Genomic DNA, 14,846 nt, shown 5'->3' with positions numbered 1-14,846 from the left:
CAGGCTACGAGGCAGGATATAGCGAGGGCGCATAGTTTCGCATTGCGCAGCGCGCCATGCAACCAGAAAGCCTGCATTCCACCGAGTTTCTGCGATCAGCCGGCAATGTCCGCCAGCTCGGAGGCTTGCTCGGATCGCTCGTACTGGCGGCCAACCATCGAGTAGATGCCGATCACCACAAAGCAGAGCAGCGGCAGCAGATAGGAGTAGTTAACGCCCCAGTGGTCGACCATCCAACCTTGCGTCGGTGTGATGAGCGCACCGCCAACGATGGCCATAATCTGCCCCGAGGCAGCAATCTTCGTGTCCGATCCAAGGTTCGCACATCCCAGTCCAAAGATCGTGGGAAACATCAGCGACATAAAGCCGGAGATGCAAACCAGCGCAATCACGCCCGCTTCACCTCCCACAAATATCACGGTGAGCGTCGCTACGCAGGCCATGATCGCCGCGAACAGTAGCAGCGAGGAAGGACGGAACACCTTCATCAACCCCGTAAATATCCAACGTGAACAGCCAAAGAGCACCAGTGCACCGGTGTGCCACACCAAGGCTTCCTCCTGAGAGACGCCCAGTTGCTCAGGGATATAATAGTTCGTGAACGTCCAGACCGAGATCTGCGTGCCCACGTAACAGAACTGGGCAAACACCGAAAACATATAGTTACCATTACGAACCAGGCGAGACATCGTTTCGCCGAAATGCACGTGTCCATCGCGGTCGGAAGCCTTGGGCATTTTGCTTATCAGAATCAGTATCCACACCACGGCCAAGATGGCGGCGATCACTAGATAGGGATAAACGACGGTGCTTAACGCTGCGGACTTCTCTCCAGCACCAATGGAGATTTGACGTTCCGCATCCTTGGGCAGGTTGGCCATGATCATGTTACGACACATCATGATCCCAATCACGGACCCAATTGGGTTGAACGATTGAGCGAAGTTTAATCGCCGAGTTGCCGATTCTTCCGAACCGAGGACCATTACGTACGGGTTAGCATTGGTCTCCAAAATTCCAAGCCCACAAGCCAGCACGTAGTAGGCGATGCAGAACATAAAGAACTGCTCAACGATCATGGCTGGGTAGAGCAGGAAACATCCCAAGGCGTAGCATCCCAGGCCAACCAGCACGCCGGTTTTGTAGGAGTACTTTCTGGCGATCAGGGCCCCCGGCAACGCCATACAGAAGTAGCCAAAGTAGAAAGCGAACTGAATCGCGGTCGACTGAAAAGTCGACATGGTAAAGATGTTTTCAAACACCTTTACGAGCGGATCAGTCAGGTTATTGGCGATTGCCCACCACAAGAAGCAACTCGACAGCAGGAAAAACGCCCACACTTTCCCCGGCGGAATCACTCGGTGGTGCGAATCCGTTTCGGAAGCCGCCTCAGCGCTCTGATAAGGATTGCGAGCTTCAGGAGTACCGGCCTGACCGCCGTCGGTCGGGATTGAACTGTCCATGTAAAATTGCCGAGTGGTAAGAGATTAGAAGAAGAGTGTGTTCGCGCTGAAGAGTTACCTTGTCGAACGTCAATCCAGCGCTGTGCGAATCTGCTCGAGCGAGACGCCCAGGGTTTCCTTCGCCACGCGGTCGAGTTCGGCTTTGTCGCCTTCGAAGTGGTAGGTCTCCGAAATGTGCGTGCCCGACTCGCCCGGCGTCAGTGCCAGGGCAGGGCTGGAGGTTTCGATTTCGTAGAACGGCCCCAGCATGGTGCCTTCGTCGTTCAGGCCATCGTTGTAGGCGTTCACCGTGTCGCCGGCGAAGGGCTCGTCCTGGATTTCCCACATCGAGTTCACGTAGTCGGTCACCCCCGCGGGTTTGTTGTACTTCACCAAGGTCAGGACCCCACGTTCGGCGTCGTAGCTGCCCGCCAGGTCCTTGGCCCGCTTGGGGGAAACGCCAATTTTCGAGCGGTACTCGCCATCGCCCGACATGTAGATCACACCGTCGTCGGCCTTCAGTCGTTCGGCGGGCACTTTGCCGAAATACGTGTCGTTGACAATCATGCCGAGTTCGGCCTCATCGCCCTGCTCGTAGGGTACGACAATAGTGGTCTTGGGACCCGGCTTATACATGCCCAGCAGCCACACCGACAGCAGGCCCGTTTCCTTGGTCCAGGCATCGTCGCCGGTGTTGGTCACTTTGTTGGTGGTGCGATAGCCGACGAACTTGAGCTCGCCCGGATCGACGCCCAACGAATCCTTGGCCGCACTGGGATCGAGCATTTCCACGTCGCGCTCGATCTTGAGCTTGAACTCGTTGTCGGAGTAGTTCTTGATGCTCGCTTCTTTAGCAAACGAGACTTTCGAGTCGCTTTGGTCGACTACGTCAAACGGCTCGGTATCGATCAGCGGCGGCGTTTGCCAGTCGGCGAACTCGAACTCCGCCCCCGGTGGGAAAAAGATGCTGAACTGGCCACCTTCGGGGCCGAGCCAGAAGCGTTCTTCGCCGCCGTACACGTTGATGTGTTCGGCGATCTCGCCCGATGCGACTTGCTTATAGTTGATCCAGCCGAAGCTGACGCCATCTTCGCCGGTAGCCGAGCTGGTCATCACGCGGCCCTGATACTCGGGCGTAACGGCGACCAGCGCATCGCCGGACTTGCTGCGTAACACCAATGTCTTGGCATGCTCGTTGAGGAACTCGACATCTTCGCCGAAAGTCTTTTCGCTACTCATGGCTCCCTTTGCTTCAGAGTCGGTGTCGGTCCCGGCAGTGGAATCAGGCTTGTCGCAGCCCAGTGTCGTCACGCAGACGATGGCCGCCGCGCAAGACAGCCACGCCATTCGACGAGCTGATGCCCTGGTGTCTACCACTGTTCGAGCTGGCGTTACAGTCTGCATGACGTACCTCGCAGAGTTGAGTATTTGGTTTTAGCAGGTTCCTCGCTGCGAAACCTTGCTGAGGGGGACGAGTGCACTGGGCGTTTGCCGGATTTGCCGAATTGGCGTGTCAAGAAATCCGAGCAAGACGTGGGCAGGTCCCATCGATGATCAGCCTTGGTCGCGTCGAGTCGCGGAAAAAGTGACGTTGGCATAGCCAACAATCGCACCCGGCAGAATGAAAGAATCCATCTGTCGAACGGAACCGCCCGTCTTTGGTGCGAGACGAGTATAGTCCAGCCGCTCGCTTGCCGCAATTTCCCAGTCGCCAATTTGTACTTCCCTGCGAAGGTAGCGCGACACCCGACAAGCACCTCGAGTCGTGAGACGCACACAACTTCCAGGTGTGTCAAGAAATTCCATCCCACTTCGAGACACTCAATTCCGTTATCATGATCAACTGGCTTGTCCATGGATTCACTACTTCTAGGGTCGTAACCGAGGCTTCCATGTTTAAAGCGGGCACAATATCGCAAGCGATCTGCGCGTTCTTGGTAGCAGTCGCCATCGGCGGACAGGGCAGGGCGGACGCGCCCGCCGGGCCGGACTGGCCCTACGTGGGTGGCAATGCGGGTGGGATGCGTTACTCGACTCTCGACGAGATCCACCGCGAGAACGTGGGCCGGCTCGAGCCAGCGTGGACTTTCGCGACCGGCGAGTTGAACGCCGATGGCACGGGGCCGACCATCGAGTGCACGCCGATTGTTGTCGAGGGAGTGATGTACATCACCACCGGCAACCGCGTGGTCGTGGCCCTCGATGCGGCGACGGGCGAAGAGATCTGGCGGTTCGACCCGCACTCGCTTCCTTACCCGCACGGCTTGGCCTCGGGCGGTGTGAATCGTGGCTGCGCTTACTGGTCGGATGGCAAGGCTGGCGGTGAGCGACGAATCCTGCATGGCACCTCCGATGGCAGGCTATTCTCGCTAGACGCCGCGACCGGAAAACTCGACCCCAAGTTTGGGGCACGTGGTGTGCGCGACATGCGGCTGGAGCTCACGCCTGCTGAAGCAAAGTTGTCCTATGGTCCAACGTCGGCACCCGCGGTGTGGAAGAATCTGGTGATCGTGGGCTACTCATGCGGCGAGGGGCCCGACGTGAGCGCGCCGGGCGACATCCGGGCGTTCGACGTACGGACCGGTGATGAAGTGTGGCGATTCCACACGGTGCCTCAACCTGGTGAGTTCGGACACGACACCTGGGAAGGGGACTCGTGGAAGCATCGCGGCGGTGCCAACGCCTGGCCCGGGCTAACGGTCGACATCGAGCGGGGCATGGTGTTCGCCGGCACGGGTTCGGCGGCGTTCGACTTTTTTGGTGGCGATCGGGCAGGTGAAAACCTGTTTGCCAACTGCACGCTGGCGCTCGACGCGGCGACGGGAAAACGCGTGTGGCACTTTCAGAGCGTTCATCACGACTTGCTAGACCACGACCTGCCCACGCCGCCCAACCTGGTGACCGTCGAGCACGATGGCAAAGCCATCGACGCCGCGGTGCAGGTTACCAAGACGGGCTACGTTTACCTGTTCGATCGCCAGACCGGCGAGCCGCTGTTCGATGTGGTGGAGACTCCGGCGCCCGCCAGCACGATTGCAGCCGAAAAACCGTGGCCCACGCAGCCAATTCCGGTCCGACCTCCGCCGCTGGTAGCACAACACTTTGATGAAACTAATGTGACCAACATTGGCGAAGCCAACCGCCAGGATGTGCTGCGTCAACTCGAGGGTCTACGGTACGGGCCGGCTTTCAATCCGCCCAGCCTCGACGGCACCGTGGCGGTGCCGGGCTTCCATGGCGGGGCCAATTGGTCGGGCGCGTCGTTCGATCCGACGTCGGGCCTGCTGTACGTGAACGTGACCAACTGCCCCAACATCGTGACGCTGCTGGACGACGGCCCGCCATCGAGCAAGAAGTATGGCACCTACCGCCAACTGGGATACATTCAGTTTCGCGATCACGAAGGCTATCCCGCGATCGCCCCGCCTTGGGGCGAGTTGGTGGCGGTCGACCTGAACCGCGGCGACATCGCGTGGCGAACCACTTTGGGCGAATTTCACGAGCTCACCGAACGTGGCATCCCCCCCACGGGCACCGAGTCGTTCGGTGGCACCATCGTCACGGCGGGCGGCCTGGTGCTCATTGCCGGTACTAAAGACGAGAAGTTCCGCGCGCTGGACAAATCGACCGGCGAAGTGCTGTGGCAGCACAAGCTGCCGGCGGGCGGTTACGCCACACCGGCAACCTATGCTGTGAATGGAAAGCAATTCGTGGTGATCGCCGCGGGCGGGGCGGGAAAGCAGCGCACGAAAGCGGGCGATAAGTTTATTGCCTTCGCGCTACCCGATACGACTAAGTCAGGCGAGTGAGCTTGGTCACGCGGCCGGTGACCACCCAATCGGTAACGTAGATGTTGCCATCGGCGTCAAAGCAGGCATCGTGCGGGTGCACAAACTTGCCAGGTCGCCAGCGAGACTCGTCGCCCCGAATCGCGCGGCGACGGTCCGCGTTGATCTCCGCAGAATTGTCGCCCAGGTGTGTGATGATCTGGTCGTCGCCCCCCACCAGCGTGACGCGGCCTTGCAAATCGGGCACGAGCATCAACTCGCCCAGCGTGTCGATGTTGCACGGCCGGAAGAAACCTTCCATCGAGCGGATATACTCTCCGTCGAGCGTGAACCACTGCAGACGATGGTTGCCACGGTCGGCCACCACCAGTGTGGGATCGTCGCCACGGGGGTCGACCCACAGGCCGTGCGGGTTATTGAGCATGCCGGTTTCGTCCTGCTTGCTGCTCGGTTTCCCAATGGTGCCGAGGAACTTGCCATCGGCATCAAAGTGGTGAATCCACCAGCCACCGTAGCCATCGGCTATGTAGAAACTGCCATCGGGATGAAAAGCGGCGTTCGTGGGCAGGAAGCGATCGCGGCCGCCCGGGTTGCTGTTTCTTGGACGTGGGAACTGGTCCTCTCCCTCGTGGTAGCAGCCCGACTCCATGGGAGCGCCGTGACGCCAGACTTGCATCCCTTCCGCGGTCACCTTGGCAAACGAGCGTTGCTGCTTGTTGGCGCAGACGTAAAGCTGATCGCCATCCGCTTCGCGGCGAAGGTCGAGCCCATGGCCACCCCCCTGAAATTGCTCGCCAAACGCGCGGACAAACTTGCCCGTGGCATCGAACGCAAAAATCGAAGGGTGATCCTTCAGGGCGTAGCGGCCCTCGTGAATCACGTACACCAGGCCATCGCTGCCCATCGTAACGTTGTGCGTAGTCTGCCAGTGGAACTTGTCTGGCAACTGCGCCCAGTCGTGATCGACCTGGTATTGATACCCCTCTACGCCAACGATCGGCGTGGAACTTTCGGTCTTGGCCGAGGTTCGAATCGCTGGCAGGGCCAGGGCACTTGCGGCCCCCAGGGCGGCGGTTTTACAGAAATCGCGTCGTGTGAACGTACCGGTAGAATGATTGCGCATCGCAGGATTGGTGTTTATCGAAGAAGTGCTGTCGCCTGCAAACGCGGTAGTATACACAAATCGCCGCAAGGCGCAACGTCTCATCACCAATTGCAATGATTTCGAACACGCAATGCGCAGTGGTTTTTTGCGAGTCAGTTGGTTCGAATCGACTACGACATCCGCATGAGCTTCGTCACGCGGCCGGTTGCGACCCATTCGGCAACGTAGATGTTACCATCGGCATCGAAGCACGCGTCATGCGGATGGACAAACTTGCCAGGCTGCCAGCGCGACTCGTCGCTGCGAATGGTGCGGCGGGTGTCGGCCTTCATCTGCGGTGAGTTATCGCCCAGATGGGCAATCACCTTGTTGTTGCCGTCGAGCAGTGTGACCCGCCCCACCAGATCGGGCACCAACATCAACTCGCCAAACGTGTCGATGTTAGCGGGCAGCAGAAATCCATCCTGCGTGCGGAGGTGGCGGCCGTCGAGCGTGAACCACTGCAGGCGGGCGTTAGCACGGTCGGCCACGACCAGCGTCGGCTCGTCGCCACGAGAATCAATCCACAAACCGTGCGGAGTGTTGAACGTGCCGTCGAGCTTTTCCTTGCCGCCTGGTTTGCCGAACGAATCGACGTAGTCACCCTCAGCATCGTAGTGGTGGATCCGCCAGCCGCCATAGCCGTCGGCGATGTAGAAGCTGCCATCGGGATAGAACGCCGTGTTGGTGGGCAGAAACCGATCCTGCCCCCAAGGGCTGTCGCCTTGAGGACGAGGGAACTTGTCCTCCCCTTCATGGTAAAAGCCCGACTCCATCGGCGCTCCCTTGCGCCAGATCTCCTTGCCATCGGCCTGTAGCTTGGCGAACGAACGCTGCTCTTTGTAGGCACACACGTAGAGCTCGTCGCCGGCGGTCGTGGGCCGCGCCTCGATGCCATGCCCGCCACCCTGGAATTGCTCGCCAAACGCGCGAACAAATTTCCCCTCGGGGTCGAACACAAAGATCGCCGGGTGATCCTTCAGATCGTAGCGACCTTCGTGAATCACATACACCAGCCCGTCGCTATCCACCGCCACATTGTGCGTGGTCTGCCAGTGATACTTGTCCGGCAGGTGGGCCCAGTGGTGATCGACCTGGTACTGATGTCCGTCGACTCCCACGATGGGATTCGCCGATTCGGTCTTGGCCAACACGTGGACCGCTGGAAGAGCCAAAGCGCCAGTGGCGCTCCAGGCTGCGGTTTTGCAGAACTCACGACGCGAAACACCACCCGCGGATCTGGTCGTCATCACAAGCCTCGTTGACGAGAAAGATAAAAGAGGGGGACTGGCCCGATGCTGCGAGACAGTATACCCCAATTGCGGCGTAAGCGCACAATTCCCGTCAGACGTTGGAAGTCTAGAATGACCGTGGCGTCAGCACAGCTTATTTCTGTGGTGAAAACTCGACAACTTTGCCGCCCAAGACGCCACACTCTCGCGACTCGTCCCAGAGCGTTTTTGAGAATTGGCGTGCTGATCCTCGACCAACTACTGCGCAGCGAGGCAGAATGTTTAACGTTCCGCGAGACGTACGACCGCAGTCCACGCAACCCATCGGCTGTCACCACCGGCGCCCGATATACGAGGCCCCCGATGGAAGAACGATGGCTGCAACTAGTGCATCGCCGCGCCTTTGATCAGGCTGATGAACTCCTCGTTCGACTTGTACTTGCCAAGTCGCGAAGTGAGTTGCTCCATCGCGTCGATGTGGTGCATGCTCGAAAGCGTGCGACGCAGCGCGGTGGCGGCGTGCAGCGTTTCGGGAGGCAGCAACTTTTCTTCGCGGCGGGTACCTGATTGATCGAGATCGATCGAAGGCCAGATGCGGCGGTCGGCCAGCTTGCGGTCAAGCACCAGTTCCATGTTGCCTGTGCCTTTGAACTCCTGGAAGATCAGGTCGTCCATGCGGCTGCCGGTGTCGATCAGTGCGGTGCCGACAATCGTCAGCGAACCACCTTCTTCGAACGCCCGGGCCGTGGCGAACAGCTTCTTGGGAATATCCATCGCCTTGATGTCGACACCACCGCTCATCGTGCGGCCGGTGTTGCCAACCCACTTATTGAATGCACGGGCCAGACGCGTGATGGAGTCCATCAGCAGGAAAACGTCCTTGCCCATTTCGGCCAGACGTTTGCAACGCTCGATAGTGAGTTGCGACAAGCGGACGTGGCTTTCGACGTCCTGGTCCAGGCTACTGGCGAACACTTCGCCGTTCACACTGCGCCGCATGTCGGTCACTTCTTCGGGCCGCTCGTCAACCAGCAGCACCATCATCGCCACGTTGGGATAGTTCATCGACACAGCCTGGCTGAGTTGTTGCATCAGCACGGTTTTGCCGGTTCGTGGCGGAGCGACAATCAAAGCACGCTGGCCTTTGCCAAGCGGCGCCAAGAGATCGATCACGCGGGTGCTAAGGGGCTCGGGGCCCGTTTCGAGCTGGAACCACTCTTCGGGAGTGATCGGCGTCAGATCCTCGAAATTCTTAGCGTTGATGTAGTCGTCGGGCGACAAGCCATCGACATCCAACAGCTCCTTGAGCCGCGGTCCTTGACCCTTGCGATGGCGCTGCACCATGCCCTGCAGAAGCAGGCCTTCGCGAAGGCCATACTTTTCAATCATCGTACCCGGTACAAACGGATCGGTCCGTTCGCGGGTGAAGTTGGTGGACGGATCCCGCAGGAAACCATAACCATTGGGGTGCATCTCCAGCACACCAGAGCCGGGCGTAAGCGGCAAGGGATTGCCGTCGTCCGGAAGGTTTTGGTCCAGGTTTTCAACTACGGCGGTGCCGCGTCGCCCTCGTCCCCGGTTATTCCGGTTGGAGTTGCGATTGTTGTTGTTGTTGTTTCGTCCTCGATAGCGGCCTCCGCCGCTCTTATTCCGTTTACCCATCTCTAACAAAATCCTCAAACAAGATACTGCGGTCGGTGGCAACCGAACGTGCTGCCAGGATATTGAATGCCTGGCGAGCTTGATTGCCCTACCGTCTGTAGAGCGGTGCTTCCGCCCCTTAAAAAAATTTCCGCTCGGTGCGTGTGAACGTGCCACGCGCCATCCCGAGTGGTGCGAACCTGCTAAGCAAGACTCGCGGACCTTACGAGCCGCCCAGCGGCGGCTTCGAGCCGTATATGACTCGCATTCTTGGTGTGTAGTTGATCACCGATCTCCCGCAACGCCCTCTGGTGGTGTGCGTGCTTATTGGCGACAAGCGAGTCGATTCGGTGCGAAATTGCCCTTTGCTTCCTGGCCGGGGCTGCGTAGTCGGTGATGGCAAATTGCGCGAGAGAAACGCGGCCTAAACTTGCCGCCACCCGACCGAAACTGTGATTTCCCTGGTAGAAGAAATGCCTTCCAAGCAAACCGGCCACTTCGCAGCCGGATGTTGTTTGTTGAGAGCGTTTTACCCCAAGCCACAGGGGAAGAACATGAGTGTTTTCCCCCCAACTTCCCTGATTGGTCCCCACCGCAGCTTACAGCACTATGTCCGGCGACGGATCTGCCAACCAGAATTGAATGCCACGGTGCGGTACAAGGTCCCGCAAATCCTACCTGTCGGAAACGCCTAAGCGCTGTGGGATTGATTTCGGTAGAGAACGAAACTCCCGAGCGGAAGGGCCTTGCCGACAATCGAAATGGCCTGTAGAACCTGCCCGACCAAAGTGGGGCAGGACGCTCAACTCACCAGCAGTATTCGTTATCCGGGCGGTGCTGTCAAGCTAGAAAGTTAGATCGGCCTGGTTTCGCACTCCCGATTAAGGAGTTTTGGACGCCTTTGGGCATTTTCCCCCTGTTTTTCACGGTTACCATTCCGGCTGCGGAGGGCCGAGCTGCAATCGATCCATTCGTCAGAATCGGTAGTTTTTCCCACAAGTGGCGTCCGAGACCAGTCCGATACCAACCATGGACGCCCGCCCGAAAAGGTGTGGCATTGTCCAATTGCGCGCCGCCGAGGCCCGAATCGACCCACACTACTCCCGATGTCAAGGATGACAGCGATGAGGAACTGCAAGCTGTTTTTGGTAGTCACCGCTCTCGTGGTACATGCCACCACGGCCGCCGCACAGATAACCACCGCCATCTCCTGGCAGACCGATCTGGACGCTGCCCGGGCTGTGGCGGAGAAGGAACAAAAACTGCTGCTCATCCACTTCTACAACGATAGCTGTGGTCCCTGCCGGATGTTGGACGCTCGCGTGTTCAACCAGCCCACGGTGGCTGGCGCCGTGCACTCGCATTATGTGCCCGTGAAGCTCAACACCGACGAGTTTCCTGCCACGACCGAGCGATTTGGTATTACCCACGTTCCGACCGATGTGGTGATCACACCGAGTGGCGAGATGGTGGCTCGCAAGGCTTCGCCCGCTTCGCCAGTGGTTTACGTTCAACAAGTAACCTCCATTGCTACCAAGCACCAGGCAAACGTGGCCCGCCAATTTGCAACTGCCCACACCGACAATGGCCTGCCACAGCAGGTGAGTGCGAGTCACTCGGGTCTGATGCCGTCGCCCGCCGACAACAATTCGTTCACGTCCCAAGGCGTTGCGGGAATGACGACCAATCCATATGCACAGCCCAGCGCCGCGACCCCAGCCACGGTTCAGCCCAATGTGCCAGCAGCTGCAGTACCAGCAACCACCGCGCAGGTCGCCAACCAGCAATCTGCCGCCGGTCCGGTCGCGATGAACAACCCGTATGCCAGTCAGCCTGTGAAGCCGGCCCAACCGGCCCCCCCTGCGGAAAACTTTGCTTCTGCCCCAGTCGCCACGCCGACACCTGGCGAGGCCACTGGGCCCGCCGGTACTGCTCAGCCGCCGGCCGCTCAAGTGGCCACGTCGCAACCGACCACGCCGCAGACCGAAACGCCGCAACTGCCGCCGAACTCGCCACCGTTGGGCTTCTTCGGCTACTGCCCGGTCTCGATGAAGGAAGACATGAAGGCCGCCAAGGAAGAGAACCGGGACTGCGATTGGCAAAAGGGCGACGTCCGCTGGGGTTGTTACCACCGAGGTCGCACCTACTTGTTTGCTTCGGCAGAGAAGCGTGACAAGTTCTTCGCCGACCCCGATCACTACGCTCCCGCGCTGTCGGGCATCGACCCAGTGCTGGCCATCGACAAGCAGCAGATCGTCGCTGGCAAACGCGAGTTTGGCCTCGAATTTGGCGACAAGTTCTACTTGTTCAGCAGCGAAGCAAACTTGCGGAAGTTCTACAACCAGCCGCAGCGTTACGCCGAGGGCGTGCGACAGGCCATGAACACTGCCCCCGAAGGACGCCAGCTACACTAGCGCAAAGCGAATCGGGACTGTGGTGGGCAGTCACTCAGGTGTGACTACTCGCCCTTGATTGAGCGTTGCAGTTGGATGACCTGTGCTCGCACTTCTTCCATACTGGGGTTCAATCGCAGAGCGCGACGGAACGACTCGAGCGCCGAGACGGGATTATCCAGCAGCAAATAGCACTGTCCCATGCCGGCGGCAGCCGTGAAGTGGTAGGGATTGATTTCCAGGGCCTGGTGCGAGTCGCGAATCGCGGCGTCGTATTGTCCCAGGTGATAGTGGGCCGTGCCGCGTTGGCACCACGCCTCGGCAATCCAGGGCGATTCGTGGATCAGTTCGTTGGCCTGATCGATGGCCCGCTGGTATTCCTTGGTCTGGTTCAGTCGCATGATGGTCCGCAGGGTCAGTCGTTGCTCGCGGCTGCCGACCCGGCACCACAGGTCGCGAATGCCGTTTTCGGCAATGGTGCGAACACCTCGATCGCGGTCGATCAGGGCCCGGCCCATCACCGCGTTGGAACTGTAATCGCCCATGAAACCCAGGGCCAGCACAGCGCCACGGCGGGCAATGCGATCGCCCATGGCCGCCACGCGTTCGAGACTGGCGCAGGTGTAGCGTCGAGCTACGCGTTGGATGAAGGCAGCCGAATCCTGCTCATCGAGGTACTCGTGATAGAACTTCACAAGGATGGGGGCGCGGGATGAGTCGATATCCACGTTGATACTCCTACCTGACATTGGGCATTGCGTCGAATCCCGACGCCTGACGCACTGCCGGTTCCGTCGGCAGATGTTCGTCCCGTGAACGCCTCGCATCACGCGAGACCGCTGTTCCTATTCGAAAAAGATTTCGCACAAGCGTCCGCGACGAACTTCATTTCCCATCGCGAAGTGGGCCGCTATTTGCTAGCCCCCTGATTCCGAGTTTAATCAAGCTTGCAAACCGCACAAGCAAAAGTTTTCCGGCACCCTGAACCCAAATGTCGCCCCACACATTTCACTTGCCAGTTGCCGGTATAGCCAATTAAAATGGAGGGCTAATCGTTTGTCACGGCCCCCAATCGGTACTGCTGGCGGCCACGACGCTCTACCCCCTAGCCCCTGGGTCGCCACGCATCATGCACTATTTGCGGCAGCGGTGGCGAAGCGAAATACTCTTTGTTTGCGGGGTTCTAGCCCTCTTCGGCCCGCGACACCCGCTGGCCAGCGCCGGGCCACCGCAGCGGCCAAATACGCCAATAACTGTTAGCTGGCGAGGTGTACCTCTGCGGCAAGCCGTGGAACGATTGCAGGAATCGCAACGATTCTGCATCTGGCTAGATCGCCGCGTGGATCCGTCCAGCGAAGTGAATCTTTCGGTCAAAAACACTCCGTTGTCCGAACTGCTTGACACCCTGGCCAACCAGGGCGATGCAGCGTGGGTGGCAGACGACACTCTTATATACGTAGGCCCCCCGGCAAACGTTCGCGAGTTCCGCACGTTGCTGGCAATTGCGCGAGAACAGGCTGCCGAACTTCCCTCGGCAGCTAGCCGCCGGATGCTGGCCAAAGTGACCATGGAAATACCCCGTTTGGCGGAGCCTCGCAGGTTGGTCGAACAACTTGGGCAGCGCGGTGGTGTTCGCATCGAAAACCTCGATAAGGTGCCCCACGACGTCTGGCCCGCCAGCCAACTCACCGCACTCAGCGTGGCGGACCAACTGACCACGGTGCTATCGGGATTCGACTTGCGTTGGGAACCCACGAGCAATGGCCGGGCCATTCGCATTGCGCCCATCGAGCGCCCGGTGGTGTGGCGGCGGCTGTACGATCGCACAGTGCTGGAAGAACCCGCCGCGGCAAACCTGCAACCCGACGCCATCGCGGACAGCTCCCAGAAGTCGCAAGTTTGGATCGCGACCACCGTCGAACAACACGAGGCACTCGGTGGAGTAAAGCCCGCCGCCACAACAGCCAGATCACGGCCGCAAACGCGACCACGCCGTGGTGACAAACAGGTCTACTCCCTGCGCGTACAGCAGCAACCCATCGGGCCCATGCTGACGCAACTGGCCCGGCAGCTTGGCAAACAACTGCAGGTCGATCCGCAGGTTGACGAGCAGACGCTGAACCAGCGTGTCAGCTTTGAAGTGAAGCAGGCCGATCTGGACGAGCTATTGCAGGCGGCCTGCAACGCCGCTGGACTCGCCGCGCGCGTCGAAGGCGATACGATCCATCTCGAGTTAGACGGCGCAGAATGAGCCTCTCAGCTTTTCTTCTTGGGCGCCATCAGCTTTTGTAACGAGTTCTTCAGATCCGACTCGATCTTGCCCTTGAACATCATGAGTGTCATAGGCAGATTGCCTTTGACATGCACGTGTTCGTCGTCGACCGTCCCCTCGCCGGTCACGGTGGCTCCCATGGTGCGGAACGAGAAGTCCAGCTTATCGCCTTGGAAGTCTTGCTTCAGGTCTTTGATGAGGTTGCCGTAGGTGTCGCCTAATCTTTCGAGCAGAAACTTGACCTTCTCAGTGGCTTCTTCCTTGGTGGTGTAGTGGGGCACCGAGATATTGAACTGGGGCATGGCCGCGAAAGCCTCCAAGCTTGGTAGCAGTGAATCCGGGAGCCGGGCAGGCACCTTCGTCCGCCGGCTAGCAATACGTCGTTACGATCCCTCATTGTAGGAGGGAAAGACGACTAGACTACCGCAACTTCGCCAATTCGCCCAGCCGGATGGCCCGTTCGACGACAAAAAGACTTGCTAGTGTTAGATGGAGTTACTCGCCTTCGGGTGGCCGATCCACTCCGTCGTCGTAGGACACTCGATCCTCGTCGTGCCACAGTGGCAAGCCTTGCTCGGCCCGGCTTGCCAACACATTCAGCTTAGCCCTGGTGCCCGGCATGGCTCGTGTGGCATTGTATTCTTCGGCCGCAATACTCTCCGGCTCGTAGTCCCACATTCCATCGCGAATGGCGTCCAGTACAGATACCTGCCTCACGTGGACCTCCCTTTTCAACGGTCGATTTATGCAAAAGAGAAGCGGATAAGTAGCGGTCGATCACGGCTTCGAACTGCATCGGCATACGTCCCGACCGGCTCCCCCCACGAGTAGGCCCGTCAATACCTGAAGGAAGTCAATCCTTGAGGATCACGTATGTCAAAGCATTCGATGTCGTTGGCTGACGCCAGAGCCCCCACCTTCCGCCGCCCAGTGT

At 59.3% G+C, this 14,846-nt stretch carries 11 protein-coding genes; 3 read left to right on the top strand and 8 right to left on the bottom strand.

Annotated elements, in window-relative coordinates:
* Positions 1–95: 95 nt before the first annotated feature.
* Both fucP and NG895_RS29235 read right to left on the bottom strand, forming a co-directional pair.
* Positions 96–1,463: an L-fucose:H+ symporter permease gene (fucP, locus tag NG895_RS29240; protein WP_252856120.1), complete on the bottom strand. Its 1,368-nt coding sequence runs from the start codon at positions 1,461–1,463 to the stop codon at positions 96–98.
* A 69-nt stretch (positions 1,464–1,532) separates the two neighbouring features.
* Positions 1,533–2,789 (bottom strand): DUF6786 family protein, encoded by a 1,257-nt coding sequence (locus NG895_RS29235; RefSeq protein ID WP_252856119.1) that lies wholly within the window; start codon positions 2,787–2,789, stop codon positions 1,533–1,535.
* Positions 2,790–3,334: 545 nt separating this feature from the next.
* Between NG895_RS29235 and NG895_RS29230 the strand changes: the two genes are divergently transcribed.
* Entirely contained in the window at positions 3,335–5,251 is a 1,917-nt protein-coding gene (locus tag NG895_RS29230; protein ID WP_252856118.1) for a pyrroloquinoline quinone-dependent dehydrogenase, read from the top strand.
* On the opposite strand, the gene NG895_RS29225 is transcribed toward NG895_RS29230, so the two are convergent.
* From NG895_RS29225 to rho, 3 genes are all read right to left on the bottom strand, one after another.
* A complete protein-coding gene (locus NG895_RS29225; protein WP_252856117.1) occupies positions 5,235–6,353 on the bottom strand; it encodes an NHL repeat-containing protein in 1,119 nt (372 codons plus the stop codon). The genes NG895_RS29230 and NG895_RS29225 overlap by 17 nt on opposite strands.
* A gap of 152 nt (positions 6,354–6,505) precedes the next feature.
* Positions 6,506–7,624: an NHL repeat-containing protein gene (locus NG895_RS29220; RefSeq protein WP_252856116.1), complete on the bottom strand. Its 1,119-nt coding sequence runs from the start codon at positions 7,622–7,624 to the stop codon at positions 6,506–6,508.
* Positions 7,625–7,990: 366 nt separating this feature from the next.
* Positions 7,991–9,268, bottom strand: a complete 1,278-nt coding sequence (gene rho, locus NG895_RS29215) for a transcription termination factor Rho (RefSeq protein WP_252856115.1) — start codon at positions 9,266–9,268, stop codon at positions 7,991–7,993.
* Between the two features lie 1,103 nt (positions 9,269–10,371).
* Between rho and NG895_RS29210 the strand changes: the two genes are divergently transcribed.
* Positions 10,372–11,661, top strand: a complete 1,290-nt coding sequence (locus NG895_RS29210; RefSeq protein ID WP_252856114.1) for a thioredoxin family protein — start codon at positions 10,372–10,374, stop codon at positions 11,659–11,661.
* A 44-nt stretch (positions 11,662–11,705) separates the two neighbouring features.
* Here NG895_RS29210 and NG895_RS30735 read toward each other — a convergent pair whose 3' ends face one another.
* Entirely contained in the window at positions 11,706–12,368 is a 663-nt protein-coding gene (locus NG895_RS30735) for a tetratricopeptide repeat protein (protein ID WP_252856113.1), read from the bottom strand.
* A gap of 560 nt (positions 12,369–12,928) precedes the next feature.
* On the opposite strand from NG895_RS30735, the gene NG895_RS29200 reads away from it, so the two are divergent.
* The gene (locus NG895_RS29200) at positions 12,929–13,891 is read left to right on the top strand and encodes a hypothetical protein (RefSeq protein ID WP_252856112.1); all 963 of its coding nucleotides are present in this window, start codon (positions 12,929–12,931) and stop codon (positions 13,889–13,891) included.
* Positions 13,892–13,896: 5 nt separating this feature from the next.
* On the opposite strand, the gene NG895_RS29195 is transcribed toward NG895_RS29200, so the two are convergent.
* Complete coding sequence (locus NG895_RS29195; protein ID WP_252856111.1) at positions 13,897–14,214, bottom strand: polyhydroxyalkanoic acid system family protein; 318 nt, start codon at positions 14,212–14,214, stop codon at positions 13,897–13,899.
* 193 nt (positions 14,215–14,407) lie between these two features.
* A complete protein-coding gene (locus NG895_RS29190; protein ID WP_252856110.1) occupies positions 14,408–14,629 on the bottom strand; it encodes a hypothetical protein in 222 nt (73 codons plus the stop codon).
* Between the last annotated feature and the right edge of the window lie 217 nt (positions 14,630–14,846).

It is taken from the genome of Aeoliella straminimaris (assembly GCF_024054565.1).
Classification (GTDB): Bacteria; Planctomycetota; Planctomycetia; order Pirellulales; family Lacipirellulaceae; genus Aeoliella; species Aeoliella straminimaris.
Note: the sequence above shows the minus strand (reverse complement) of the source record. Positions and strands in the feature narration are given on the sequence as shown.